At 39.4% G+C, this 26,958-nt stretch carries 29 protein-coding genes, 1 other RNA gene and 1 riboswitch; of the genes, 2 read left to right on the top strand and 28 right to left on the bottom strand.

Going from position 1 to position 26,958, the window contains the following annotated elements:
* Positions 1–121 precede the first annotated feature (121 nt).
* The 22 genes from AAGU76_RS01745 to spoIIIAA form a co-directional block, all read right to left on the bottom strand.
* On the bottom strand, positions 122–1,294 hold the full coding sequence (locus AAGU76_RS01745) for a phosphopentomutase (protein ID WP_342483710.1): 1,173 nt from the start codon (positions 1,292–1,294) through the stop codon (positions 122–124).
* A 124-nt stretch (positions 1,295–1,418) separates the two neighbouring features.
* Positions 1,419–2,294 (bottom strand): tyrosine-type recombinase/integrase, encoded by an 876-nt coding sequence (locus AAGU76_RS01740; protein ID WP_342483709.1) that lies wholly within the window; start codon positions 2,292–2,294, stop codon positions 1,419–1,421.
* On the bottom strand, positions 2,294–2,875 hold the full coding sequence (locus AAGU76_RS01735) for a hypothetical protein (RefSeq protein WP_342483708.1): 582 nt from the start codon (positions 2,873–2,875) through the stop codon (positions 2,294–2,296). The genes AAGU76_RS01740 and AAGU76_RS01735 overlap by 1 nt, the downstream gene beginning before the upstream one ends.
* A gap of 65 nt (positions 2,876–2,940) precedes the next feature.
* Positions 2,941–3,465: an NUDIX hydrolase gene (locus AAGU76_RS01730; protein WP_342483707.1), complete on the bottom strand. Its 525-nt coding sequence runs from the start codon at positions 3,463–3,465 to the stop codon at positions 2,941–2,943.
* Between the two features lie 221 nt (positions 3,466–3,686).
* Positions 3,687–4,481: a sporulation transcription factor Spo0A gene (gene spo0A / locus AAGU76_RS01725; RefSeq protein ID WP_342483706.1), complete on the bottom strand. Its 795-nt coding sequence runs from the start codon at positions 4,479–4,481 to the stop codon at positions 3,687–3,689.
* Positions 4,482–4,681: 200 nt separating this feature from the next.
* Positions 4,682–5,770: a SpoIVB peptidase gene (gene spoIVB / locus AAGU76_RS01720; RefSeq protein WP_342483705.1), complete on the bottom strand. Its 1,089-nt coding sequence runs from the start codon at positions 5,768–5,770 to the stop codon at positions 4,682–4,684.
* A 137-nt stretch (positions 5,771–5,907) separates the two neighbouring features.
* A complete protein-coding gene (recN, locus tag AAGU76_RS01715) occupies positions 5,908–7,575 on the bottom strand; it encodes a DNA repair protein RecN (protein WP_342483704.1) in 1,668 nt (555 codons plus the stop codon).
* Between the two features lie 10 nt (positions 7,576–7,585).
* Positions 7,586–8,038 carry an arginine repressor gene (locus AAGU76_RS01710; protein WP_342483703.1) on the bottom strand — a complete coding sequence of 151 codons (453 nt, stop codon included), beginning with the start codon at positions 8,036–8,038 and terminating at the stop codon, positions 7,586–7,588.
* Between the two features lie 22 nt (positions 8,039–8,060).
* Positions 8,061–8,849, bottom strand: a complete 789-nt coding sequence (locus AAGU76_RS01705; RefSeq protein ID WP_342483702.1) for a TlyA family RNA methyltransferase — start codon at positions 8,847–8,849, stop codon at positions 8,061–8,063.
* Positions 8,850–9,001: 152 nt separating this feature from the next.
* Positions 9,002–9,202, bottom strand: a complete 201-nt coding sequence (xseB, locus tag AAGU76_RS01700; RefSeq protein WP_342483701.1) for an exodeoxyribonuclease VII small subunit — start codon at positions 9,200–9,202, stop codon at positions 9,002–9,004.
* Positions 9,192–10,385 carry an exodeoxyribonuclease VII large subunit gene (gene xseA / locus AAGU76_RS01695; protein WP_342483700.1) on the bottom strand — a complete coding sequence of 398 codons (1,194 nt, stop codon included), beginning with the start codon at positions 10,383–10,385 and terminating at the stop codon, positions 9,192–9,194. The genes xseB and xseA overlap by 11 nt, the downstream gene beginning before the upstream one ends.
* Positions 10,366–11,331: a hypothetical protein gene (locus AAGU76_RS01690; RefSeq protein ID WP_342483699.1), complete on the bottom strand. Its 966-nt coding sequence runs from the start codon at positions 11,329–11,331 to the stop codon at positions 10,366–10,368. The genes xseA and AAGU76_RS01690 overlap by 20 nt, the downstream gene beginning before the upstream one ends.
* Positions 11,328–11,732, bottom strand: coding sequence for a transcription antitermination factor NusB (gene nusB / locus AAGU76_RS01685; protein ID WP_342483698.1), 405 nt, complete (start codon positions 11,730–11,732; stop codon positions 11,328–11,330). The genes AAGU76_RS01690 and nusB overlap by 4 nt, the downstream gene beginning before the upstream one ends.
* A 94-nt stretch (positions 11,733–11,826) precedes the next feature.
* The gene (locus tag AAGU76_RS01680; RefSeq protein WP_342483697.1) at positions 11,827–12,231 is read right to left on the bottom strand and encodes an Asp23/Gls24 family envelope stress response protein; all 405 of its coding nucleotides are present in this window, start codon (positions 12,229–12,231) and stop codon (positions 11,827–11,829) included.
* A gap of 42 nt (positions 12,232–12,273) precedes the next feature.
* Positions 12,274–12,963: a SpoIIIAH-like family protein gene (locus AAGU76_RS01675; protein WP_342483696.1), complete on the bottom strand. Its 690-nt coding sequence runs from the start codon at positions 12,961–12,963 to the stop codon at positions 12,274–12,276.
* 10 nt (positions 12,964–12,973) lie between these two features.
* Positions 12,974–13,537, bottom strand: a complete 564-nt coding sequence (locus AAGU76_RS01670; RefSeq protein ID WP_342483695.1) for a hypothetical protein — start codon at positions 13,535–13,537, stop codon at positions 12,974–12,976.
* Entirely contained in the window at positions 13,530–13,982 is a 453-nt protein-coding gene (locus AAGU76_RS01665) for a hypothetical protein (protein WP_342483694.1), read from the bottom strand. Before AAGU76_RS01665 ends, AAGU76_RS01670 begins: the two co-directional genes overlap by 8 nt.
* A 3-nt stretch (positions 13,983–13,985) precedes the next feature.
* On the bottom strand, positions 13,986–15,122 hold the full coding sequence (locus AAGU76_RS01660; protein WP_342483693.1) for a hypothetical protein: 1,137 nt from the start codon (positions 15,120–15,122) through the stop codon (positions 13,986–13,988).
* Positions 15,123–15,126: 4 nt separating this feature from the next.
* Entirely contained in the window at positions 15,127–15,471 is a 345-nt protein-coding gene (locus tag AAGU76_RS01655) for a SpoIIIAC/SpoIIIAD family protein (protein ID WP_342483692.1), read from the bottom strand.
* A 55-nt stretch (positions 15,472–15,526) separates the two neighbouring features.
* Entirely contained in the window at positions 15,527–15,724 is a 198-nt protein-coding gene (gene spoIIIAC / locus AAGU76_RS01650) for a stage III sporulation protein AC (protein ID WP_342483691.1), read from the bottom strand.
* Positions 15,725–15,732: 8 nt separating this feature from the next.
* Complete coding sequence (locus AAGU76_RS01645) at positions 15,733–16,236, bottom strand: hypothetical protein (RefSeq protein WP_342483690.1); 504 nt, start codon at positions 16,234–16,236, stop codon at positions 15,733–15,735.
* Complete coding sequence (gene spoIIIAA / locus AAGU76_RS01640) at positions 16,223–17,164, bottom strand: stage III sporulation protein AA (RefSeq protein ID WP_342483689.1); 942 nt, start codon at positions 17,162–17,164, stop codon at positions 16,223–16,225. Before spoIIIAA ends, AAGU76_RS01645 begins: the two co-directional genes overlap by 14 nt.
* Positions 17,165–17,334: 170 nt before the next feature.
* Positions 17,335–17,448, top strand: a riboswitch (FMN riboswitch).
* 283 nt (positions 17,449–17,731) lie between these two features.
* On the opposite strand from spoIIIAA, the gene AAGU76_RS01635 reads away from it, so the two are divergent.
* Both AAGU76_RS01635 and AAGU76_RS01630 read left to right on the top strand, forming a co-directional pair.
* Complete coding sequence (locus AAGU76_RS01635; protein WP_342483688.1) at positions 17,732–18,343, top strand: ECF transporter S component; 612 nt, start codon at positions 17,732–17,734, stop codon at positions 18,341–18,343.
* A 198-nt stretch (positions 18,344–18,541) separates the two neighbouring features.
* Positions 18,542–19,780: an MFS transporter gene (locus AAGU76_RS01630; protein ID WP_342483687.1), complete on the top strand. Its 1,239-nt coding sequence runs from the start codon at positions 18,542–18,544 to the stop codon at positions 19,778–19,780.
* 224 nt (positions 19,781–20,004) lie between these two features.
* Here AAGU76_RS01630 and rnpB read toward each other — a convergent pair.
* The 6 genes from rnpB to dnaG form a co-directional block, all read right to left on the bottom strand.
* Positions 20,005–20,341, bottom strand: an RNA gene (rnpB, locus tag AAGU76_RS01625) — RNase P RNA component class A.
* Positions 20,342–20,403: 62 nt separating this feature from the next.
* Positions 20,404–22,335, bottom strand: coding sequence for an NAD(+) synthase (locus AAGU76_RS01620; protein WP_342483686.1), 1,932 nt, complete (start codon positions 22,333–22,335; stop codon positions 20,404–20,406).
* Between the two features lie 11 nt (positions 22,336–22,346).
* The gene (locus AAGU76_RS01615) at positions 22,347–23,126 is read right to left on the bottom strand and encodes a Nif3-like dinuclear metal center hexameric protein (RefSeq protein ID WP_342484670.1); all 780 of its coding nucleotides are present in this window, start codon (positions 23,124–23,126) and stop codon (positions 22,347–22,349) included.
* Entirely contained in the window at positions 23,122–23,799 is a 678-nt protein-coding gene (locus AAGU76_RS01610) for a class I SAM-dependent methyltransferase (RefSeq protein WP_342483685.1), read from the bottom strand. The genes AAGU76_RS01615 and AAGU76_RS01610 overlap by 5 nt, the downstream gene beginning before the upstream one ends.
* Positions 23,800–23,966: 167 nt before the next feature.
* Positions 23,967–25,133 carry an RNA polymerase sigma factor RpoD gene (gene rpoD, locus AAGU76_RS01605; protein ID WP_342483684.1) on the bottom strand — a complete coding sequence of 389 codons (1,167 nt, stop codon included), beginning with the start codon at positions 25,131–25,133 and terminating at the stop codon, positions 23,967–23,969.
* Between the two features lie 2 nt (positions 25,134–25,135).
* Positions 25,136–26,902 (bottom strand): DNA primase, encoded by a 1,767-nt coding sequence (gene dnaG / locus AAGU76_RS01600; protein WP_342483683.1) that lies wholly within the window; start codon positions 26,900–26,902, stop codon positions 25,136–25,138.
* Between the last annotated feature and the right edge of the window lie 56 nt (positions 26,903–26,958).

Here is a 26,958-nt window from a genome sequence, read left to right as displayed (position 1 = left end):
ATATTTCATTGTTATATTCAAAAGTAATGCAATCTTGACAGCTGCCTTCCTATTGATTGGAAATTACTCTAAAAGTTGCATTTTGTCGAAATTGTTTAAATTTAGTCTATTTCCTGGACAATCAAAGGAGAATATTTCCCGTTTCGCTTGAACCTTCAATATCATTTTCGATGCCGAAGAAGTCAAGGATTGTCTTGCCTATGGAAGCATATGTGTCAAGAATATTCAGGTTGTTGCTTTCTTTTATGTGTTTTCCGTAGAATATGAGCGGAATATACTCCCTTGAATGATCCGTGCTTTCGGTCGTGGGATCGCATCCATGGTCGGCTGTGATGATGAGCACATCATCATCCCTGAGGCTTTCAATTATTTCAGGAAGCTTGTCATCAAAGTACTTCAGTGCTTCTGCATAACCTTCTACGTCGTTTCTGTGCCCGTAAATCATGTCAAAATCAACAAGGTTTGTGAATATGAGACCGCTGAAATCTTCTTTCAATGCTTCTATGGTGGCTTTTATTCCCTCGCTGTTGTTCTTTGTATGGTTTGACCTTGTTATTCCTTTATTGACGAATATGTCTTCAATTTTACCTATGGCATATACTTCTCTACCGCTTTTTTTGATGTAGTCAAGCAAAGTATCCTTAGCAGGAACAAGAGAAAAGTCCCTTCTGTTTCCTGTTCTTGTGAAATTGCCTTCGGTCCCTGTGAATGGCCTTGCTATAACTCTACCTACGCCATGTTCTCCCTGCAGAATTTCTCTTGCAATCTCGCATATTTTGTAAAGTTCATCAAGAGGAACAACTTCCTCATGGGCTGCAATCTGAAAAACAGAGTCTGCAGATGTGTACACGATGAGATCACCGGTATTAACATGCTCCTGGCCCAGCTCCTTTATTATTTCGGTGCCTGAGGCCGGATAGTTTCCTATGGTTTTTCTTCCTGTTCTTTTTTCAAATTCATGTATTACTTCATCCGGAAACCCCTTTGGATATGTTGGGAACGGCTTTTCAAGAACCAGACCGCTTATTTCCCAATGCCCGGTTGTTGTATCCTTTCCTTTTGACCTTTCGCTGCATTTTGCAACCGAACCTTTGAATGAAGTGTTTTTTCTTATATCTTCGAAACCGTCTATGTTAAGAAGGCCAAGTTCCTCCAAATTTGGCAGTGAAAAATTTTTAACTTCCCTGTAAATGTTCTTGACTGTATTGCTGCCCACATCGCCGTAATCAGCCGCGTCAGGCAGTTCTCCTATTCCAACGCTGTCAAGCACTATCAATACTGCTCTGTTTATCATATTGTTCTCCTTTATCTATATGTATTTTATTAGGTTAAGCTATAAAAGGACCTCAGGTGAGATCCTTGTCTTGCTCGCTCAGTAGCTGCAAAGCCAAATCAAATATTTGGCATCTGCACTTATATTATACTCTCGGAAATGTCTTTTTAAACACTTCAAGCGACTTAAATTCGACGCTGCTTAAATAGTTCTGGGCTGCTGCAAAACTTGAAAGGCCCATAAGCTCCTGTACGGTTCCAAGATCCGCACCGTGTGACAAAAGATGGACGGCAAATGAGTTTCTTAGTATCTGCGGAGAAAGCTCCTTCTTAAGATTTGCCTTCTTTTCATAAAACTTCAGTATTTTCCATATGCCCTGCCTCGAAATGGGTTCTCCCGTAATGTTCACAAACAAAAATTCCACGTCGTCTTTTACCCTTGTGCTTCTGAAGTTGTTCAGGAAGTTGGTCATTGCGTCTTTGGCATAATGACTCAAAGGCACGATTCTTTCCTTGCTGCCTTCTATGTTTATTAGTCCGGCGCTGAGGTTAATGTCGCAGATTTTTATGCTTATCAGTTCAGTGACTTTTATTCCTGAGGAGTACAAAAGCTCCAGTATGGCACTGTCCCGGCTGCCTTTGAATGTTGTGGCATCGGCCGATTTCATAAGCTGACTTATTTCCTCCTCAGTAAGGACTGAAGGAGTTTTCTTGATCTGCTTAGGACTGTGAATGCTAAGGGCCGGATTGTCTTCAATTAGCTTTTCCTTTTTAAGAAAATCAAAAAAATTCTTCAAGGCGGAAATAGTTCTGGATATGGTAGAAGAACTCTTTCCCTGCTTCTGAAGATTTACCAGATATGTCAATATTTGAGCCTTCCTGGTTTTAATAATGTCAAGGCCGTAGCCGTCGCTCAGATAATCCTTGAAACTGTTAATATCATACATGTATGAGCTCACTGTGTTAGGGCTCAGGTGTCTAGAATCCAGGTACTGCTTGTACGCTTCAATGCAATTTTCCATTATCCCACCAACAATCTGCTTAATATTAGTATGTAATAGCTGTAGCCGAGGCTGTATGCCGTTACAAAAATAATGTATATTAAAGATAGCTTAATATAGCTGTTTACAATTATATCAAATTTGCGGGAAATAGTCTCTATGTTTTTTGTCTTTTTTGTATATTTGGATATGGTGCTTGAAATAAATGTAAAATAAAACAGAAGAGGAAAAAAAACAAAATAGTCCGTGAAGGTCAGAATGAAGTACTTTATATCCATGTTCAGTGTTCTTATGAGATATATTACGGACAGGCCGTAGTAAACGCATGTGAGTCCGAAAATCCCCGCGATGATTTTACTCTGGCCGAATATGGTAAGCAAGATTACTGCAGCAAAGTATACCAGGTTCCTTTTTATGGTCATGAGGAAAATCTCAATCACAGACATGCTGCTTATAGCCTCGTAGTTTATGCTGGCTATGTTTTTCTGCCCCGTGATAACGTATAGAAATGCCGAAAGAAACAATGCTGCAATAAATATGGCCACTAGATACAAGAATCTTTTGTTTTCCGACTGAACCAGTTTTTTCAGTGTATTGTTCATAAAAAAACCTCCTGAAAGCTTTATACAGTATATGCTTGTACAGAAGGTTTAATTCTCTTTTTTAGTTATGAATTCAGCCAGTGAAGCATTCCTACCAGAGTCTTGCTGTCGGTAATCCTTCCTGTTTCCAGCATTTTTCTGGCTTCGTCCCTGTTGACGGAAATGGTCTCTATGCATTCATCTTCATCAAATTTAGTTGAAGTGTATGTAAGGTCCTCTGCCTTGTACAGGTAAATCTTTTCATTGGTAAATCCAGGTGAAGTGAAAAATTCGTAAATCAGTTTTATTTTTTTGGCCTCATAGCCTGTTTCTTCCTTCAGTTCCCTCAAGGCACATTCTTCAGGTTCTTCAGCAATGTTAACGATGCCTGCCGGTACTTCGTAGATGAAATCCTCAATAGCTTTTCTGTATTGTCTTATAAGAAGCATTTCATCTTTTTCATTAACTGCAACAATGGCTGACGCATTTTTGTGTTCAACGATTTCTCTTTTTGCATATTTCTGATTTTCAAGTTCAACTGTGTCGACTCGTAAATTTATTATTCTACCTTCAAAGATTTTCTCGCTCTTTACTGTTATTTCAGTATTCAAAATTGCCTCCCGCAAAAATCTTGCAATTTCAAGTTATCAACGTTGCAAAATATATTTGATTGTTCGCTTAATTTTAATAATAATAAACGTCTTTGTCAAGCTATTTGTGAAATATGCATACAAGTTGCTCCCTGCCGCAGCAAGGAGCATGAAATCATCATAATAATTCCAAAACCATGTCTTTCAAGTATTAAGCATTACATACCTCAGATTTATTGTATCTATGAAACCTTCTGCTCCAGTCGGAGCTTGTCGGCTATCATGGCGATAAACTCTGAATTTGTGGGCTTACCTTTGTTGTTGTGTATTGTGTATCCGAATATGTTGTTTATTGTTTCTATTTTTCCTCTGGTCCATGCTACTTCAATGGCATGTCGAATAGCTCTTTCAACCCTGCTGGGAGTTGTAGTGTACTTCTGGGCAATCATCGGATACAGTTCTTTTGTAATTGCTCCTAAAAGTTCCACGTTGTTCACCACGTCGATTATGGATGTTCTTAAGTACTGGTAACCCTTGATGTGTGCAGGAACCCCCACCTCATGGAGTATTTCAGTGATTTTAACCTCCAGGCTCAGTTCCTCGTTAACTTTTTCATTGTATGCAATTTCTTTGTTCTTGTTTTGAACCTTTGATGTTTCAAGTTCAGAAATCTGGATTAGTCTGTCAGCAAATGACTCAAAATTAAACGGTTTGACTATGTAATACTCAACGCCCATGTTGATGGCTCTCTGAGTAACCTTGTCATGTCCAACCGCTGACAGGATGATAACCTTAGGAAATTTCTTAAGCTCCTTCTTGTGAAGTTTTTCCAATACACCCAATCCGTCAAGATGAGGCATGATGATATCAAGAATCAAGATGTCAGGCTCATACTTTTCCACAGCTTCCAGAGCCTTCAAACCATCATCCGCCATGTCCACCACATCAAAAACGTTTTTGCTTACCAAAAAATCCTTTAATATCAGTCTGAATTCTTTGTTGTCGTCTGCAATAACCACTCTTACTTTCTTTAACATAGCAATCCCCCATTAAAATATATTTCTCATATAAGATATACGCAGATAATCTAAAAAACCCTTTTTTTTTATAAAATTTTTTCTATTTTTTTATAATTTATTTCAATATCCTAAAATACAGGGCTTTTCAATATCTTTACTCTAATTATATTACAATTTTACAAATTTATACCAAATATATTAGAAATTCATTGAATTTTTTATTGGGTGGCTCCGTAAATTTCTTCAAAAATCCATTCGATGTAAATTCCGTATCCCTTTGTAGGGTCATTCATAAAGACATGGGTTACAGCCCCCACTATCTTGTTGTTCTGTATTACCGGACATCCGCTCATTCCCTGTATGATTCCGTTTGTCAGCTGCAGCAGATCATCATCCACGATTTTGATCACGAAACTTTTCTCATCAGGTTTGTTCTGATAAAACACCTTGGTTATTTCTATGTCGTACTTTTGTATCTCGTTATTCACGCAAGAATAAATTTGAGCCGGACCCAGTTTGATTTCCTCTTTTCTGCCCACCTCTAAAAGATTCCTGCTGAAGTATCCCATGCTTTTTTTGTTTATGCTGCCGTATATTCCAAAATCAGTGTTATTTTCAACATAACCGAGGCTGTCTTCGTTCTTTAAGATGTATCCGATGATTTCTCCGGGCTCGCCTTTTTTGCCAAGCTTTATGCTTGTTATGTTTGCCTTTTTGATTGTTCCCGACTTTATGTCAATGAGGTTGCCGGTGTCTGAATCGGATATGCCGTGACCGATGGCGCTGAACTTGCCTGTTTCAGGATCCACAAATGTCACAGTGCCAATTCCGGCGATGTCGTCCCTTGCCCAGAATCCGAACTTTATTTCGCTGCTCTTGTAAATCTGAACAGGGGTAATTGAAACATAAAGAGTCTGACCTTCCCTTTCTATTTTGAAGATGTAAGTTTTTACTCCTTCAATTTCCGTATACCTTATTATGTCTTCTGTGCTTTCCACCAGCAAGGAGTCTATTTCCAGAATCTTGTCGCCAATATGCACGCCGGATAGCTTAGCCGGAGATGTGGATAAGTTTTCTGAATTTACTATGTCGGCAAGTCCTACGACCAGCACTCCTTCGGTTTTAAGTTCAACTCCGATGGTCTGGCCTCCCGGTATGATGTACCTGCCTTCAGATTCTAAAACTGGTTCTTCCAGTTTGGTTAAAACATAAGGATTTGATTTGAGATCAAATCCGAAATAGACTGCGGTCAGAAGAAAGGCAATAAAAAAAATAAAGAATAAAACTCTTCTAGCGAAATTTTTCATCTTGCTCTCCTTAAAGTTTTATCTTTAATTTTTCCACGCGCCTATAAATTTATACGGATGTATTTTACTGACAATAATTTCATAAGGCAAAAGTTTTATGGAATAAGCATAAATGTAAATTTCGCTTGAACAATTAACTAAATTGCAGCACTGTTTGATTCAATGAGTTCTCTTGCGTTGTTCAGGGATTTGTCCGTGATTTTCATGCCGCTTAACAATCTTGCCACTTCCATGATTCTTTTCTCAAGATCAAGCTTTTTAACCGTGCTGAAAGTTTTTGAGTTTTCAACATGCTTTTCTATGAGAAAATGGTTTTGGGATATGGAAGCTATCTGCGGTGAGTGTGTCACGCAGATTACCTGGTGTTTAGTTGAAATAAAGTTCATTTTTATGCCGGACATCTGCGCCGTCCTGCCGCTTATGCCTGCGTCGATTTCATCGAAGACCATTGTCTGTGAACTTTCCTCATCTCCTGATATTTTTTTGAATGCCAGCATAATCCTGGAAGCTTCACCTCCGGACACAACCTTCTGCACAGAATTCAAATCGCTTCCAACGTTTGTTGAAATTAAAAATTCCACCTGGTCCATACCGTCGGAAGAAAAGCTTCCTTTTTTTTCAATCCTGACTTTGAACCTGATGTTTTTCATGTTCAGATCACCAAGTTCTTTGAGAATTTCCCTTTCGAGCCTTGCTGCTGCCTGTTTTCTTATGTTTGACATATAGTCTGCACACTTTGACAGGCTTTTATTAACATCATCCTTTTCCTTCGTCAATGTTCTGAGTCTTGACTCAGCCTGTTTTAGCAGTTCAAGCTCTTCTATGGAAGAATTTCTGTATTCTGCTATTTTTTCTATTGAATATCCGTACTTGCGTTTTAGCCTGTTTATAAGAGACATGCGTTCTTCCACAGAAATGAGCCTGCCTTCATCAACATCGAGTTTTTCCGTGTATGACCTAAGGTCGTGAGCAAAAAACTGAATCTCTTCAAGAAAAAGGTCAAGCCTTGAAAGTAAACTTTCAAGGTTATGGTCATAGCTTTTTACCCTGTTCAGGATGCTGTAAACGTTATTCAGGCCTCCGCTGCTGTCCATGATTCGGTTGGCCTCGTACAGTGAATTTTTTATCTCCTGTATGTTGGAAAGCTTCTTTATTTCCCTTAACAGTTCATCTTCTTCAAATTCTTTTAAGTTTGCCTCGTCTATTTCACTTATTTCGAAGCTGAGCTGTTCTATCTTCGAATCTTTGTTAACGAGCTTATCCCTGATGATGTCTGTTTCACGGCATAATGCTGAATATCTTGAAAAAAGACTGGAATATTCGACAATCAGCGGTGATAATTCCTTTTTGACCAGACTGTCGAGAAGTATTATGTGATTTTCTTTTTTAAAAAGACTTTCATGCCCAAACTGGCCGTAAATATCAACAAGATATTTTCCCACATCCTTAAGCGTGACCAGTGGCACCGTTCTTCCGTTTATCTTATTGATGCTTTTTCCGTTCTCAAGCAGCTCTCTTGAAATAATAAGAAAATCTTCCTGGCTTATTTCAATATTGCTGTCATTCAATAAATTGCTTAAATTCCTGTTGCCTGATATGTCAAAAATTGCTTCGATCAAAGCGCTTTTGCTTCCCTTCCTTATCAAGTCCTTGGAAGCTCGCTCTCCCAGTATAAGCGATATGGCATCGATCAAAACAGATTTTCCGGAGCCTGTTTCTCCGGTAAAAACGTTAAATCCGTTTTCAAAACTTATGGTTTCATTTTCAAACACAGCAAAGTTGCTGATATTTAAGCTAATCAGCATGTTATCACCGCTATCTTATATTTTTCTTGAATTCCTGCAGCACATACTCTACGTTTTCCAGATTTCTTATGGCAACAAACACAGTGTCATCACCGGCAAGGGTTCCGACGATTTCGTCCACTCCCATGTAGTCAATGGCAGATGCGCAGATCTGTGCGGCTCCCGGTATAGTCTTGATTACAACTATGTTCATGGCATTGTCTATGGATACCACGGAATTTTCAAATATTTTGTACAATCTGTCTGTGATGCCTTCCTGGCTCTGACCGATTGTTGCATATTTGTATTTTCCGTTTTTGGACATTACCTTTACAAGTCTTAATTCCTTAATGTCTCTTGAAATAGTAGCTTGTGTTACATCAATGCCCATGGCCTTCAAGCCTTCGGCCAGTTCTTCCTGAGTTTCAACTTCTTTTTTTGAAATCAGCTCAAGAATTTTTGATTGTCTCGTGTACTTTTTCATTTGTCACCTCATAAATTCATTTTTATAGTATTTCAAAGGCCTCATTGATAAGGTCTTTGAAATTGAATGCTTTGTAGTTTTTGTTTCTGCCTGCGCAGGCAAGGTATTCAATGTTGCCGTCGCCTCCCTTTACAGGAGAATAAGTTATGTTTTCCAGATACAGTCCGTTTTCTTCCAGGTAACTTTCAATATTTCTAAGAACTGCCAGATGAACTTTCCTGTCTTTTACTATACCGTTTTTCCCGATATTATCTCTTCCAGCTTCAAACTGGGGTTTGACCAGGGCTACAATTTTAGTCTTATCATGACTTATTTCGACAATTTTAGGAAAAATCAGCTTTAAGGAAATAAAAGAAACGTCAACTGTTACTATGTCGACAGATTCTGTAAAAAGTGAAGAGTCTATGTACCTGAAATTTGTATTTTCAAGATTTATTACACGATTTTCGTTTCTTAAGGACTCATGAAGCTGTCCGTGTCCAACATCAACAGCATATACCTTCCGTGCTCCGTGTTTTAAAAGAAAATCAGTGAAACCTCCGGTAGAGGCTCCCACATCCACTGCAACGGCATTATGTGCATCTATGCTGAAATGGTTTAAAGCCTTTTCAAGCTTAACAGCACCTCTGCCTACATAGGGAAAAATGTTGTCAACCCTGATCACATCATTGTCTGTAACCTTGGTAGATGATTTCGTGACCAACTTGTCATTTAAATGCACACAATTTCCTGAAATCAGCTGTTTTGCTCGTTCACGGCTGCTTGCATAACCTTTAATATGAAGATATACATCAAGCCTATATTCTTCCATTATACCCTACCATTACTTTACATAATTATTCTGCAAAAAAAAACAAATCTAAGAACAATTCAGTAAAAGTATAGCATATGTATTAATAAATATCAATTAATATTTTTAATAATCTTACATTTTATTCATGCAAAAAACTGCATGCCTTATTTTTATTCAAATGTTTCATCAATTATTTTAATTTTCTTCTGCGTATCTTCTAATTTTTTGCTGCAGTAGGAATATGCTTTCATACCCTGCTCGTAATTTTTCAGCATTTCATCTATTGAAAGGTCTTCATTGCTTTCAAAGCTCTGTACAATTTTCTTCAAATCTTCCAAAGCGTTTTCGAAGCTGTCGTATTTATCCTTCATTTTTCACCTCTTCAACCTTTATAGTTTCAGCCGCAACTTTAAAGTCCTTGAACCTTATGTCAAGCATGTGCACATCCTTGGCGTGGTCAATGGTTCTGACAATTCTGCCGCGTTCATCACATACGATTGCAAAGCCCTTTTCAACCTGTGAAAAAATGTTGTGGCTGTTGAGCTTTTCATTTTGAATCTGCAGATTGTAACCAAGTTCCCTGATTTTTCTTTCAGACATGTTTTTGATGGTATTTCTTAAGTTCTCAAGCTCCATTTTCTGCCTGTAGATTTTCTCCGTGGGAAGGTAACTCTTTAATATATATCTGGATGACTTCAGGTCCGCCTTCTTAAGAGCCATTATGTTATGGGTGTTTTGTCTCAGAGTATTAACAAGTATTACCAGTCTGTTTTCCACATCCTTGTAGCCAAAGATTATTCTTTCGGCTGCCGCTGTTGGAGTGTGGCAGTACACATCGGCCGCATAATCAGTCAGGGTGCGGTCTGTTTCATGACCTATGCCTGTAACTACCGGAACTTCCGATTTAAATACCTCCTCAGCTACCTTAAGGTCATTGAACACGTTCAAATCTTCGAAGCTTCCGCCTCCTCTTGAAATCAGAATCACATCTGCCTTTGTCTCGTTGAAGTACTGAAGCCCACGTATGATGTTTTCCTTTGATTTTTCGCCTTGCACCAGCGCATTGTATATTACCACCTCGAAGCTGGATTTTACGCTTTCGAAGGTTTTTAAAACATCCTTTACTGCTGCACCGGATTTTGATGTTATTACTCCTATTTTTGTCGGGTACAGCGGAATATCCCTGCTTCTATCAAACATTCCCTGAGCTTTCAACTTTTCCTTGAGCATCTCCAGATCCAGAAGAATCTTTCCAAGTCCAACGCGCTCAATGTTTCTGACAACAAGCTGGTAGCTTCCCTTTGGCTCGTATACGGAGAGTTCTCCTTCTGCAATGATTTTGTCGCCGTTTTTAGAAATTTCATCAGCAAAAAAAGCAACACAATTTATGCAGGAGGTCTCATCACAAAGAGTGAAATATGTATAACCGGTCTTGCTGGTCCGTATGTTTGATATCTCGCCTTCCACTCTGAGGTTGTTCAAAATTGAGTTGCTCATTAGATATTTTTTTATGTATTGATTTAAAACAGACACCTTAATCGGTTTTAACTTCATGGTACCACCTGTCTATGATAGGAAGAAAGGCCGTTCCAACCGCATTGTCGGATGAGTTTTCTCTTGAAGGCAGGATAATTTCAAAATTCTCCTTCAGTCTGGAAAGTAACGTGGTCCTGATCATGCTGTTGGATGCGACTCCCCCTGCTATGATTATAGTATTGAAATCGTGTTCTTGTTTTAATTCTTCTATGATGATTGTCATGCAGTCGGCAACGTACCCGAACAATGAATAGATAATATCCTCTTTTGAACATCTTTTGTTTTCGTAAAGATTTGCAAAAAAATTTTCCATTCCTGACAGATTGATGAACGCATCTTTTTGTATGGGCGGAGTCTTGACTTTGTTCACGTCTTTGTTTTCAATAAACTTTTCCATGTGAAGTCCGCATGGAAACGGAAATTCCATCAGTGTGCCTATTCTGTCAATAAGCTGGCCGAAGGTTATGTCCTTGCTTCCGCCTACAATTTCAGCAGAATATCCTTTTGGTGATTTTTTTACCATCAGGAACTCGGTTGTGCCGCCGGACATGTGAACGGCAAGAATCCTGTCATTTATATTTTTATACCCATTAATTAAAGAAGCAGCAATATGGTTTTCCTGGTGAGAATACTCAATATAGCTGCAGCTTAAGGTTTTGGCAATTATTTTTCCGAAGTTCTGCCCTACAGTGAAGACCGGCATATATGACCCGTCCACATTTCTGGGGCGTGAACTTACAGCAACCGTTGTGATGTTTTTTAAATCAGCTTCGATTTTGCCGTAAAGTTCATGGAAATTTTTAAGGTGCTGAAATACTGCATCCTGCTGCCTGAGTCCCTTCTGTCCCGGCGGAACTGAAAGAACCTTTCTTAGGTCTGCAACAACTTTTATTTCTTCTGCATCAACCAATGCAATTGATGTGGTGTATGCACTTGTGTCGATGCCAAGCACATATTCTGTCATCTGCCAATGTTCCTCACAACAGTTCCGAGAATTCCGTTGATGAACTTGTGAGAGTCATCGCTGGAGTATTTCTTGCTGATTTCAACTGCTTCGTTTATGGAAACACTGTCGGGTATGCTGTCGTTGTATAGAATCTCTGCCAGAGCAACGCGCAAAACCGCAAGGTCTACCTTTGCAATTCTGTTGATTTTCCAATCTTTTGAATTGTCAGTAATGTTTTTGTCTATTTCATCCGTGTGGTCTATGATGTCTGCTATTGTCTTGTTAAGGTATTCCATATCCACATCATCAAGCTCAAAATGTTCAACATATCTGGTCGGACACATCTTGTCGAATTCCTTGTTCATATCCATGCAGTATGCTATCTTGACAGCTTCTTCTCTTGTTTCTTTTCGTTTCATATTTCCTCCGTTGTAGCTCGTAAGACATACGTATAATGTATGTCAGATAAACAATTATAGATTGACAATTTAAAATTGTCAATCTATTGTTGTATTAGTCTACCACTATGTCAGAATCGGTATTTTCCTTTTCTTTATCCTTGTCTTTCTCTTTTTCCTGAATTATGTTTTGTACATGTACATTTACGGAAGCGACCTGCAAATCAGTCATTGTTTCAATTTCCTTCTTTACTGCCGCCTGAACTTCTCTTGCCACCTCGCTGATATTGTAGCCGTATTCAACATTTATGAAAATGTCCAAAACAACAGTATTTTCATTTATTTCAACTTTAATTCCCTTAGAGTAGTTGTTCTTGGAAAATAAGTTTGAAATACCTTCAGCTACACCGGTGCGGGCGGTACTCACGCCTTTAACGCCGCTGGTTGCTATGCCAGCAATTATAATCACTACATCATCAGAAATTTTAACCTGGCCATATTCAAATGTTTCGTTATCCATATTAGCACCTCCTTAAATAATTATATCAGAAGCTGTAAAATTTTACAAATCAATATTATCAAATTTGACAATTTTTATTTGAGAAGGTTTGTATTCGGTTTCCGATACAATTACATCCAGTATTTTTGTGGCATCAGCCTGTTGGATGTCTTCATTGGTAACCACTTTTACGGCATCTGAATCTACTATTACAACTGTTTCGTTGTAGCCCTTTGACTGAAGCATAAGCTCGATGTCCTGCTCTGTTTCAATGTATGTGTTCTTTTTAACAAGAAGAGCTTCAAACTGGTTCTTGGTTTCCTCAGACAATGTGGCATTGCTCAGATTTTCTTCAAGATGGTCAAGAACGTCCATGTTGGCCTTTTCCTTGTTCAGCTTGAAGTTTGAGAAGCTGGCGCTCAGTGTTCCCAACACTCCGCTTGAAGATGCCTGTGCAGCATTAAGGTCTGTTATGTCTGTTATGTCTCCCAGAATTTCGTAATCAGTACTTCCTGGTTCTTCAGACTGCTCACCTTGGGCAGTTTCTGCTGCTGTTTCTTCAGAAGATGCTTCTTCGCCTTTTGTTTCGCCTTCAACAAATTCTGCTATATCATCTTTGCTGTCGTTTTGAACCTGTGCGTAATCATCAGCATCAAAGGCGTTTTCCGGCGCCATGGTCAGGTTTACATAACCTATAATGAATATTATAGCCAATGATGTTATAAATACCAAAGTTTCTTTTTTCATAATCATAATTACCCCCTTAGTTCCTACCAGATAATATTATTTCTATATCATTCATTTTGATATCCAATAAAGTCTTTACGCTGTCCATGAGGACTGCATAAATGTCTTTACTTCCTTTATAGTTTGCAACCACCAACACTCCGGTTATTTCGGGATACTGGTAGTACTTTTCAACCACCTTGTTGTCGTTTCCCACAATAACCTGACTTTGCCTTGTTTCCTTATTCACCTCTCTTTTGGTTCCGTCGCTGCCGACCTCAACATTAGTTTCGTTGCTGGAGTTTTCGTTCCGAATAGGCTCCATTGACGGAGTGTTTTTTGTATAGATCATGACATCGACGCTTTCCATGTTTTCAATTTTTCCAAGTATTTCTTCCAACCTCTTTTCTAATGATTTCACATAGCTGTCCAAGTCTGAATCTGCTTCGTTCTGATAACTTGCTTTAACCTGGGAGGAACCGCCTGTTATCTTAGAGGTGTCAATGTTCAAAATGATTGAAATGATAACAAGCAACACGAATACGTTCACTGCGTATTTTAAGTTCTTGCTGTCTTTAAACATTTTTAAAAAGTTATTCATAGGTTCCTCCTGTATTCACTTTTATATTATCTGAACTGATCTTGAATATTTCAGCTATGTTTTGCTTTAATTCTTCTTCGCTGTCCATGCCCAGCAGTCTGTTTGTCGACACTTCCGCCCTTATTTCCATGGCATCTGTGAAATTAAGCTCAATGTTGTTTATCACGGTTTCACCTTCATAATAATCCTGGTTTATTTTCCGGATGAATTCCGGATCGATGGTTTTGATGTTCACTTCCCTTTCATAGTCCGATGAAATTGTCGGAAGGTCCAACAGGTTCAAATTGATGCTTCCATTAAGAAATATATTGTCCAGTATATAAATCATGATAAAAATTTTAATGGATATTCTGCAGAATTTCTGAGTCTTTCCCTCAGGGAATATTATCATCACCAGGTTGAACATCAAAATCAGCACAAGTATGTTCACTATTGTATTTTTCATAATCTACCCAAATATGTTGTTCATGTAGTTTAAAAGGATTGAATAATAAACTGTCACAATGATTATCGGCGTTATGAGACATATGAGGTATATGTAAAACAAGTCCGCCATTTCGTAAATAAGCTTGGATATATTTTCATTGAACGGCTCCGTCAGAACTCCCACTGCTTTGTACAGCACCAGTGCCAGGACTATTTTCACAAGGGACCCCCCGAAGGCCGAAAACACGAATATTATTATAACGATTCCCAAGACATCCTTGATCATCAGCAAACTTTTTAAAAAGACTCCGAAGAAATTTGTCACGGCGCTGCCTATGACGGGAACCGCAGAAGGTGACAAAGCCTTTATGGAGCTTATAAAAATATTATCCGTTTTATATAATATATATCCTTGTACCGAAAAATTTATGACTACAATAATCATGTAACCCGATAAAATTAAGAGTGTGCCTTTCTTCAGAACCTGGTAAAGAAGCTTTGCGTTTATGAGCTTGCTCATGTTGTTAATGAGAATAACCGCAATCATGATTACCGTCATTACATCCGTGAAGCTGTAAATGAACTGAGTGGTTATGCCTATGACGTAATTCAGTGAAGTCTGAAAGAACTGCAGCATGCTGAGTTTGCCGAATGTGAGCATTGCAGCCATGAAAACCGCGTTTATTTCCTGCGTTATGGTCCTGAACTTGCCGAAATCGCTTTGCAGAATTTTTTTTATAAGTAGTACATCCTTCAGCACAATTGTGAAGATTATCAACACCGAAAACAGCACCACAATGTCTGAAACACCTTTGCTGTTTACTTCATCCGCAAAGTAATTCAATATTGTAAGAAGCATACAGATGGCAAGTACGTTCACTCCCGTTTTTAAGATATCTTTGTAAAAATCCTGATTGTCCTTCAGCTCATAGCTTATATAATCCTTTAAACTCACGTCAAGTTCTCCCTTAAAGGCCTTCAGGATTAATTCTCTCAGACTGATGTTCTTGTTTCTGAAATATGAGCTTTCTTCGTTTATGTACTCCTCCAGATCATCCAGGGGAACCTGTTCCAGCGCTTCCTCAAGGGTGCCGGCATATGAGAAAACGGTTGATGCAAGGAGAAGCATTATTGTGGCAATTATAATTTTTATCTTCATTTTTTCACCCGTTAACCAGCAGCAATATTTGATCGAGGAATATCTTGATGATGTCTATGGAATAGATGAGAATTATGAGCTTTCCTGCGATTTCAACCTTCTTTCCTATGGATTCATAGCCTAAGTCCTTGCAAAGAAGTGAAATGAAATCACATATGTAGGCAATACCCACGATTTTCAATATGGTGCCGAAATACTTTGTCTGTATATCATACTTTGAGAAAATATCGGCAATTTCCTGAATGTATGTGCTCAGTTCCCGGAAGAGCATGAACAGCACCAATATTCCAAATATGGCAGTTATGTAGACCTTGAATTCCGGATTGAACTTTGAGATTGTGATGCTCAAAATCAACGCCATTACAGCTATAAAAATTATTTTTATAAGCAGCATACTTTTACAATCAATATAAGTTGAATACTGATTTAACCTCCATGAACAAATCATTCATCATTCCGACGATGAGAGTCATTACAACAATGACGCCGGCAAGCGTCACAAACATCGCCTGTTCATCCCTTCCGGTCTTTGCCAGTATTTGATTGAAAACTGCCACAACAATGCCGATAGCACCTACTTTTATAATCAAATCAATATCCATAATACCTCCTAAATCAAGATAACAGCCGCCAGACATCCTGCCAGCAATGAAATCCTGTTGTTTAAATTTTTCTTCTCGCTGTTCGTAGCTTCGTACCGTTTCATTGCTCTTTCCATTTCCTTTATGGTGTATCCAAGCTTTTCATCCAATATGTCAGAATATGTGCTGCCGTAGTAATCAGCTATTTCTGCAAAATGAGAATTAAAGTCATCAGGAGTCATCATTGTGGAGCCAACCATATCAGCCAGGAACCCTCCGCTGTTTTTCAGACTCAGTTCCTCCATCAATTCCTTGCACACCTTTCTTGAATCGTCGCTTCTGAATTCGTACCTGGAATATATGTCTTCGAAAGGCATTTTCATGCGGCATGAGTAAATTCTCAGATACTCCGCAAAATCAACAAGTTCTTTCATCTTTTCAATCCTTTGGTCTCCCCAGTCGTTTATGAATTTGAAAATAAATTTAACCGAAGCAACCGTAAGAACAAACAAAGAAACTTTAAGCCAAGTCACTGTATATCACCTTATTTCTTTGAAAATCGAAAACTTCCCTGACAGAACACGGTCTGCTGCTGTCCTTTAAAATTATTGCCCTGTCAAAAAAATTGTTTTCCAAAATAGACTTCATATATATGTTTTTCCTTACATCATCAAGGCAAAAACCATGAGCAGTGGTAACTATATTCACACCGCTTTTCAGCGCATACTGCACAATTTCAAAATCATCAGCAGAGCCCAGTTCGTCTGAAATAATTGCTTTGGGTGAAAGAGCCCTGATGCTCATGAAGAAACCTTCCCTTTTCATGCAGTAGGACAGCACATCTGTCCGCATCCCTACATACATCTGAGGAATGCCTGCAAAAACTGACGTTATTTCTCCCCTTTCATCGATCACACAAATGTCGTATCCTTCAAAAAAAGGAATCTGAAAACCGTCGCTTAGGTTCACAGCCACATCCCTTATGAAAGTTGTCTTTCCGGACAAAGGAGGTCCGACTATCAGCGTATTGTAAATGCTGTTACTTGTCCTGATGCAAAATTTCATGAAGCTTTTCGAACAGCCAGGATACTCCCTGGCGACTCTTATATTGAGGCTTGTAATATTTTTAAAGCCTCCGAACCTGTCTCCTTCGTAAAAACAGTCTCCTCCGATTCCGATCCTGTGCCCTCCTTCCACTGTTATGAATCCGTTTCTTATTTCCTTTTCAAATGCGTGCATCGAGTTTTTGGTAACTATGGAAACAGTTTCTTCAATGTCCTTTCTGCTTACAACATGCAGGCTGCCCAGGTTTAAGTCCCTGCCCCTTAGTTTGATCAACACAGGGCTGTTGACCCGAAGCCTTATTTCCACCGCCTGTTTTTCTATGATGTCAGAATGCTTGGACACAGTGTTTCTAAGATTGTTTCCCAAAAACTTTAAAATGTTGGTTTTATCGTTCATATCAATCTCCATCCTTGTCCTCTTAATCTATAATATTATGCTTGGACAAAATTATGATAAAATGTATATATAAATTTATATAACAGCAGCTGCTACATTGATAAAATATTTTCAAACTTTTTTTGCAAAAGGTGTTTACAAATGAAATATAAGTGGTATAATTGCTTTGTAAACATCTTCAGGGCAGGGTTAAATTCCCGACCGGCGGTAAAGTCCGCGAGCCGAAAGGTTGACTTGGTGAAATTCCAGGACCGACAGTATAGTCTGGATGGTAGGAGAGATTTACTTGCATAATTTGTGAGCAAATATGAACTATCGAGTTTGGCCTCTGAAGATTTCAGAGGTTTTTTGTATGCCCTAACCCGATTTTTTCGACCGCAAGGGAGAAAAAAATCGTTGGTAGGTCAACCGCAACGAGCACCAAATTTGTGCGACGCAAGGAGCAGACAAATTTGAGATGCGAGACTGTGTATGCCCTAACCCGATTTTTTCGACCGTAAGGGAGAAATATCGTTAGTATACAGGACTTCTGACAATCTTATTCGTGCATGGCACAAGGAGGAAAATATGAAAAGTGAAATTTCAGTAAATCAAAGAGGTAACGCTAAAGTAATAGCAAAGGTAGGAGTCTTGTCAGCAGTTGCAACACTGCTCATGCTGTTTGACTTTCCGCTGTGGTTTGCTCCGAACTTCTATCAGCTGGACTTCAGCGAGGTTCCTGTTCTTTTGGGTACATTTGCATTGGGACCGGCAGCCGGCGTTGCTACCGAACTTGTAAAGATACTTATAAACTTTGTGTTGAACGGAACTGACACAGGCGGAATCGGTGAACTGGCAAACTTTATAATAGGCTGCTCTTTCATCATACCGGCAGGGTTAATCTACAAGCAGAACAAATCTTTTAAAACTGCAATAATAGGACTTCTGGCAGGAACACTGGCTATGGCAGTAGCCGGAGCATTCATGAACTACTATCTTCTTCTTCCTATTTATTCAAAGGTTTACGGTGCTCCCGTACAGGCTTTCGTACAGATGGGAAGCGCATTGAATCCTGCGATTACAGACCTTAAGACCTTTGTTCTTTACGCTGTCGTTCCCTTCAACTTATTCAAGGGTATTGTGGTTTCATCCATGGTACTGCTTATTTACAAAAGAATATCGCCCGTATTGCACAGATAAATATGGTCAAAAAGCCGCACATGTTGAAATGGCGGCTTTTTTATTGTGAATACAACAAGGTTCCCGGGCCCCAACAGCAATCTCCGATTGCGTTTGTTGGGTGGGGTTCTTATTTGTTTATTTTTCTTGACTGCAATGAATCTTTGATATTATAATAGTTGGGGAACGTTATCAGATGCATATATAAAGGGGATAATTATGAAAATCAAAGTTTATTCTGTTCTGTATTTATTGAATTTTTACTTGTCAGGGCTTCTCATTCCGGTTATGAGTCTGCTTCTTATAGACAGGGGTGCCAGCCTAAGCAATCTTTCAATAATCCTTGGTCTTTACGCCTTCACTGTGGTGGTGCTGGAGCTTCCCACAGGAATAATGGCGGATGTTTTCGGAAGGAAAAAAACCTTCTGCCTCTCGCTTTTGATATCATCAATCGGATTTGCAATCATTTACTTTGGAAGAGGATTTCTTGCCATGTGCGCAGGAATCATGTTTTACGGGTTCAGCAGAGCTCTGGCTTCAGGATCGTTTGACGCACTTTTCATAGATTATTACATAGAACATAACGGCAGTGATAAGCTTCACAACATTACAACAAGGCTTGCGGTGCTTGAAGCTCTTGGACTTGCTGCTGGTGCCATATCCGGAGGATTTTTCCCTAAACTTGCCGCAACTTACTTTCCAGTCATGGGAATATATGATATAAACCTTGTATTAAGAATCTTGCTGTCGCTGGTTGTGGCTCTGTTATCGCTCATATTCATAGAAGAACACAAAAAACCTGAAAGCAGCGAAAGAATTACCATAAAACAGCACGTTAAAAACAGCTCTGCTGTCATAGTTGCCAACAACACCGTCATCTGCATCTTCCTGTCGGTTTTCGCAACGGGATTTTTTCTGAGCTCCATAGAAACATACTGGCAGCCTCATTTCATCTCCCTTCTTCCCAGCGATGACATGATGGGTCTTTTGGGAATAATGGCATTTTTATACCTGGCAGCTGCAACTCTTGGCAGTATTGCATCAAACAGGGTCATCAAAAAAAACAGATTCAATCCAAAGAAGCTGTATCTTGGTCTGAGGCTACTTTTATCGTTTGCACTGATGATTACTGCTTTGCAAAATTCTGTTCCCTACTTCATTTTATCTTATTCGGCCATATACCTTACGTTCGGAATGGCAAACGTGCCTGAGGGAGCCATATTAAACGGCGAGGTTCCAAGCGAGGTCAGGGCTTCGGTACTTTCTGTTTATTCTTTCATCTTTCAGGTGGGAGGACTTATAGGATCGGTGGTTTACAGCATTCTTATTAATTACGTTACTATACCGCAGATTTGGCTCATGGCTTCAGCTGTTGTGTTCGTGACTGTCATCATAACAGCAAAAAGGTTTCTGTCCCATGCTTCATCAATATCTCATGCAGAACAGACTCAAAATTAAAATTGAAATGAAATCCTGAAAATAAAAAAGTTGCTCCGCAACTCCGCTAGGGGGACCTACGTCCCCCTTCGGCGTAAAAACGCTTGCGCATTTTTGACTCCGCACCCCCCCTAACGGCAAGGACGTCCGACATGCACTCCTCGTTTTTATATAATAAGAAAGAGAACTTTCTTATTATATAAAAAAACACCTGCTGATTTGATCAACAGGTGTTTAATTTCTTTTTGGTGAGTAAATACATAAGCCGAGTTCTGTATTAAACAGTCATCTATCTACGTCTGCCGTTACCGGCAGCCTCCAGCAACCTACCATCTGGACTGTGACGAGCAGCCACTCCATAGTCCGTTCTTGGTCTTGCTCCAGGTGGGGTTTACATAGCCAATTAGTCGCCTAATTGCTGGTGAGCTCTTACCTCGCCTTTCCATCCTTACCGATTGCTCGGCGGTCTATTTCTGTTGCACTATCCTTGAGGTCACCCTCACTGGGTATTACCCAGCACCCTGCTCTTCGGAGCTCGGACTTTCCTCATACATTTCTGCATGCGACTGTATAATTTACTCTAGGTAATAATACATTATTTATAGTTGTTTGTCAATTGAATTATTAACCATTTCTGACATTTGTTATTTTAAATTTTCCAGTCTCTTAAGCCACAGACTGTATGATGCATCGCTTGGCATCCTCCAGTCACCCCTGGGTGAAAGTGAAACGGATCCAACCTTCACGCCGTCAGGCATGCAGGAACGTTTGAACTGCTGAGTGAAAAATCTTTTATAAAACTTTTTGAGCGTTTCAAGGATTACTTCATCAGAAAACTCACCGTCAAAAGCTTTTTTTGCAAGAAAATAAATTTTCTCGGGCTCGTAGCCGTTTCGCATCATGTTGTACAGGAAAAAATCGTTCAGATCGTAAGAGCCCACTGTTTTTTCGGTAAACTGAGCGATGTTTCCTTCCTTGTCAGGCGGAAGAAGCTCGGGGCTTACCGGTGTTTCACAGACATCCAGCAGCGCTGTTTTTATGTCACCTTTAGTTTCCTCATCAGCATACCACCTGACAATGTAACGAACCAGTGTCTTTGGTATGCTTGAGTTCACTCCGTACATGGACATGTGGTCGCCGTTGTAGGTACACCATCCCAGTGCCAGTTCAGACAGGTCTCCTGTTCCAACCACAATGCCGTTTTCCTTGTTGGCAAGGTCCATGAGAATCTGTGTCCTTTCCCTGGCCTGTGAATTTTCATAGGTTATGTCATGGATTTCTTCAGCGTGCCCGATGTCTTTGAAATGCTGCAAACATGCATCCTTTATAGATATTTCCTTTAGCGTGACTCCCAATTCCCTCATGAGAGTAACAGCATTGTTGTATGTTCTGTCGGTTGTTCCGAAGCCGGGCATTGTGACTGCAATTATACCACTTAGCGGCAGACCGAGCTTTTTAAAGGCTTCAACTGTCACTATTAGTGCCAATGTGCTGTCAAGGCCTCCTGAGATGCCTAAAACCGCTTTTTTAGCTGCGATTTTTCTCATTCTCTGATAGAGTCCCGTGGATTGAATGCTGAGTATCTCCTTGCAGCGTTTGTCTCTTTTATCCTGGTTGGACGGAACAAACGGCCTTGAGTCAACATATCTTTCCAAGTCTTCGTTATCCGAAAATCCAAGATCAAAGTATACGTGCTCGTAATCAATCTTGTTGTTCTTAGTCATGTAGGTATTGAATTTAATTCGGTCGTTTGTGAGCTTTTCAAGATCCACGTCAGCCAAAGCAATGCTGCTGTTTGGAGAAAATCTGTCTTCCATGAGTACTGCTCCGTTTTCTGCAATAATTGCATGTCCCGAGAACACGACGTCTGTTGTGCTTTCAGTCTGACCTGCTGAAGCATAAGCATATGCCGTTATGCACTTGGCGGATTGAACCCTTACCAGATCTCTTCTATAGTCGCTTTTATCAATTGTTTCATTGCTTGCGGACATGTTAAGTATCAGGTTTGCCCCGTACAATGTGTGATATGAACTTGGAGGAATGTTTACCCAAAGATCTTCGCAAACGTCAATTCCTATGCAAAGAGCAGAAAGCCTGTCGCAGAACAATATGTTTTCATTGAACGGTATTTCCTGACCGCAAAGATTGATTCTGTTTCTAATTCTTGAAACTGAAGATGCAAACCATCTCTTTTCATAAAATTCATTGTAGTTGGGTATGTACGTCTTCGGAACAGCTCCCAGAATCTTTCCCCTATTGATCAGTACTGCGCAGTTAAAAAGCTGGTTATCTGCCTTAATGGGCATTCCGACAGCTATGACTGCATTGAGATTTGCAGTTTCATCAAGGATTTGTCTTAATGACTGTTCAGCCCCGTCAATTAATGCTTTCTGGTTGAAAAGGTCTCCGCAGGTGTATCCTGTGATGCAAAGCTCCGGAAACAAAATAACCCCTGCCTTGTTTTCCACGGCAGCCTTTTTTGCAATTGCTGCTATTTCAGCAGCATTACGCTCTGTATCTGCAACCGCCACAACAGGTACTGCAGCCGCAACTCTTAAGTATTCAAAGCTATTCATGTCATCAACCTCTAAATAATTATTTCTTTAACTGTGTTATTGCCGTATATAAGTACATTCAAATCGGTGTTTTTCAAAAGTGCTTCTTTCAATGCAATCAGCGCAGGGCATTCCGTTCCGAAATGTCCGGCATCTATGATGCAAAGATTATTTTTTAAGGCATCCTGCGCCTGATGATACTTTATGTCGCCTGTTATGTAAACATCTGCTTCCAGCAATAAAGCGTCCAATATAAACTCACTGCCGCTTCCGCCGCAAAAGGCTGCCTTATTTACCGTAATGTCTTCGTCCGGAGCATACAGTCTCACGTAATCCAGGTCAAGCGATTTTTTTACCATGAGGGCAAATTCTCTTATATTTGTTTCCTTTACTGTTCCAAAGCCTCCGTATCCGCTGCCGTCATCATTAACTTTGTGCAGCACGAGATAATCTTCTATTCCGAGCTTTTGCGCAATAGCGGTGGTAACTCCTTCTTCGGCCATATCAAGGCTCGTATGCATACTGTACAGGTTCATGCCGCTGTTAATAATCATTTTTACTATGCTTCCGTCATATGAATCAAAGTCGATGGACTTTACTGAACCGAAAAAAAACGGATGGTGGGATATGATTAGATCTGCTTTGTTTTCCAAGGCATATGCAACTGCTCTTTTATCCGCATCTAATGTTAACATAACTGTTTTTATGTCACTATTTAAACTTCCAATCTGCATTCCGCTGTTATCCCAGCTCTCCTGATTCTTTAGCTTCAGTTCATCCTGCAGCACCTTAATAACCGTTTCAAGTTTAATTTGACATCAGCTCCCTTATTTTTTCGTTCTTATTTTGAAGTTCCTTTATTTTTTCATTATATTCCCTGTTTCCTGTTTTTTCAATACTGCTGATGATATTTTCATTGGTTTTTATAACTTTTTTAAGGTACTCCATCATAAGGGGATCCTTTCTTAGGATGAGATGCTGGCTGAACTTATAGTAAATTTCATCTGTTTTGTCTGAATGTCCCGGCACTGCTTTCATAATGAAGTAGTAGTGATGATATTCCTTTACAATTTTTTCGTCTTCTATGACGAACCCGCTTTCAGTCAGGTATTTTCGTAGTTTATCTGCAGCTGTCATAGGCTGAAGAATGAGCTCTTTAGCAGCCAGAGCAATATTTTTTGAAGTTTCGATAATGTCTGCTATAAGGTCTCCGCCCATTCCTGCGATAATTATTGAATCTGCCTCGCCTTCTTCAAGAACCGTAAGGCCGCTGCCAAGCCTGAAGTCGCATCTTTGATCCAAGCTTATTCCTGTCAGGTATTCGGTAGCTCTTTTCAGCGGTCCTTCGTTTAAATCCGTAGCTATGACTCTTTCGCAGATGTTGTCATTCAAAAGCATCTCTGCCACATATCCATGGTCTGTTCCCACATCTGCAGCTGCTGCACATCTGGAAACCATTGATTTTATACATTCCAACCGGTCCATAAAACCTCCGAGTTATTATTTGAAAAATTAAGAATTAAGAATTAAGAGTGAAGAATTAATTGATTTTTTTATTTAAATACAAAACAAATGGAATGTTTACATTCCATTTGCTCCATAATTCTTAATTATTAATTCTTCATTCTTAATTGTATAAATTGCTCTGCAATTTATTCTAAGTAGTCTTTAAGCTTTTTGCTGCGGCTTGGATGTCTCAGTTTCCTTAAAGCCTTTGCCTCAATCTGCCTTATTCTTTCCCTGGTGACATCGAACTCTTTTCCAACTTCCTCAAGAGTTCTGGCTCTTCCGTCATCAAGACCGAATCTGAGCCTTAAAACCTTCTGTTCCCTGTCAGTGAGCGTGAACAATACTGATGAAAGCTGTTCCCTCAAAAGAGTAAACGTAGCCACATCAGATGGTGCCTGAACCTCATCATCCGGAATGAAATCCCCAAGGTGGCTGTCTTCCTCTTCTCCTATTGGGGTTTCCAAAGACACCGGCTCCTGAGCTATTTTTAGTATTTCACGTACTTTGTCAGGCTCCATTTCCATCTCAAGAGCAATTTCTTCAGGTGTTGCGTCACGACCCAGTTCCTGCAGAAGCTGTCTTTTGATTCTTATGAGCTTGTTTATTGTTTCAACCATGTGAACAGGAATCCTTATGGTTCTTGCCTGGTCTGCTATGGCTCTGGTTATGGCCTGGCGAATCCACCAGGTGGCGTAGGTGCTGAACTTGAATCCCTTGGTGTAGTCAAACTTTTCAACAGCTTTTATAAGCCCAAGGTTTCCTTCCTGAATCAGGTCCAGAAACAGCATGCCTCTGCCAACATATCTTTTGGCAATGCTTACAACAAGCCTTAAGTTTGCTTCGGCAAGTCTTTTCTTTGCATCCTCGTCGCCTTCCTGCATGCGTTTTGCAAGGTCGATTTCCTCGTTTGCAGACAAAAGCGGAACCTTGCCAATTTCCTTAAGGTACATTCTTACAGGGTCGTCAATGTTCACACCTTTAAGTATGTCATCATCGGACTGGCTTACAAAAAAATCGGCATCGTCCTTCAAGTCTAAATCTTCGTTGTCATCAACCTTTTCAAGAATCATGTCGTCCTGAAATCCAAGTATTTCAAGATCGTTGTCTTCTGCCTGCTTGTAAAAATCATCTATAAATTCAGGGTTTATATCCAGTTTCTCAAAAGATCTTAAAACTTCCTTGTACGTTATAAAGCCGTTCTTCTTTCCCTTTTCAATAAGTTTATTTTTTATAGAATCAATTTTCTGCAGCATTTCTGCATTTTTTTCGGCATCATCATCTATATTTGTCAAATTTTTATTTTCACTCATCGTTAGTTAACCTCCTCTTTAGTTGATTTAATTTTCTTAGCGAGGCTGAAAATTTCATTCATAATTTCCCTGCTATTTGCTGCGTTTTCAGATTGTTTTAAACTGTCGGTCAATATAGTTTTCTTCTTTTCATAATACTTAATTTTAAGTCTCTTCATACAATCTTTGAAATAAGCCTCTGAATTATCATCAACATCGTCGTTCTGCACAAAAATACTTACATCAACATTATCCATTATAATTTCATTCAGGCTGTCCTTGTCTATCCTTTGATCATTGATTTTGCATTCATACATTCTTTTAAATATTTGATAGTATTCCAAGTCCTTAAAGGTATCTTCATTGACTATTTCTTTCAGTTGATATGCTAAATCATTGTTCATGAGGATGAGTCTGATCAGCTCTTCTTCATGGGATGTAGTTATTTTTACAGCCGCCCTGGTCTTAGCCGGTTCAGGCGGCGCTGCAGACTTCACAAAAGTTCCTTGTTTCGTACTTCTCTTATTGTATTCTTTTACTATAGACTCTTTGGAAACACCTACTTTACCTGATAATTTTTCAAATATGAGTTCCTTTTCGATTTCGCTGCCCACATTGACTATGTTGTCAAAAAATTTATTTATATATTCAACTTTGTTAGAATTTTCAAATAATTCTTTGTAATGGAATTCTAAAAAGCTATAATAATCCAATGAATTTTCGATTAATTTGTCGAAATTTATTTTGCCGAATTTATTTAAGTACTCATCGGGATCCTTGGCATTCGGTATAATTACCACCCGGCCGTCAAGTCCGTTTCTCTTCAGTAGGTTAATGGCCTTGATGGCGGCATTTTGCCCTGCATTGTCCGAATCCAGCGCCAGATAGAAGCTTTTCGAGTACCTTTTCATAAGTTTTATCTGATTTTCCGTAAGTGCTGTACCAAGAGCAGCTACTGCTGTATCATATCCGTGTACATGCATCTTTATTACATCCATGTAGCCTTCAACCAAAATGAAGCTTTTGTCTCTGACGGCTTCTCTTGCAATATTCAAACCGTACATGTTGTAACCCTTGTTGAAAATCAGTGTTTCAGGAGAATTCAGATACTTTGGAAGCGAATCGTCAAGAACCCTTCCTCCGAAACCGATTATCCTGTTCTTTATGTCAAAAATCGGGAACATGACCCTCTTCCTGAATCTGTCATAGTAGCGGTCTTTAGTTTTGTTTTGGATTATGAGTCCGGCCTTTAAGATGTCATCTTCATTGTAGCCCTTTGATGTAAGATATTTTAGCAAATTATCCCATCCGTCACTAGCATATCCAATTCCAAACTTTTTTATTACATTTGCTTCAATTTTCCTGTTTTTTAAGTATGCTGCCACTTCAGGGTATCTTTTCAGGTTACTGTAATAGTATGCGGCGGCGTCCCTGTTTATTTTGTACAGCCTGTCTGACTGCTGTTTGTTTATGCTGTCTTTGGTAGATGCTGTTTCTTCAAGTACTATTCCTGCCCGGCGAGCCAGATACTCAGCAGCTTCCACAAAGGTATAGTTCTTGTACTTTGTGACAAAGCTTATGCTGTCGCCGCTTTCTCCGCATCCGAAACAGTGGAACATTTGCTTGTCCGGTGACACAATAAATGAAGGAGTCTTTTCCTTGTGAAACGGGCAGCACGTATTGTAGTTGGCGCCTGCTTTTTTCAGGGGCAAGAATTCCTCTATTACATCTACAATGTTGTTTTGTTCCAAAATTCTGCTGATTACATCCGAATCTAATCTATAGGGCATAATATCACCATTATGTTTACATTGAAGATAAATTATAACACGACAAAATAAGCTTG

The organism is Sedimentibacter sp. (assembly GCF_038562225.1).
Classification (GTDB): domain Bacteria; phylum Bacillota; class Clostridia; order Tissierellales; family Sedimentibacteraceae; genus Sedimentibacter.
This window is presented reverse-complemented; position numbering and strand designations above follow the sequence as displayed.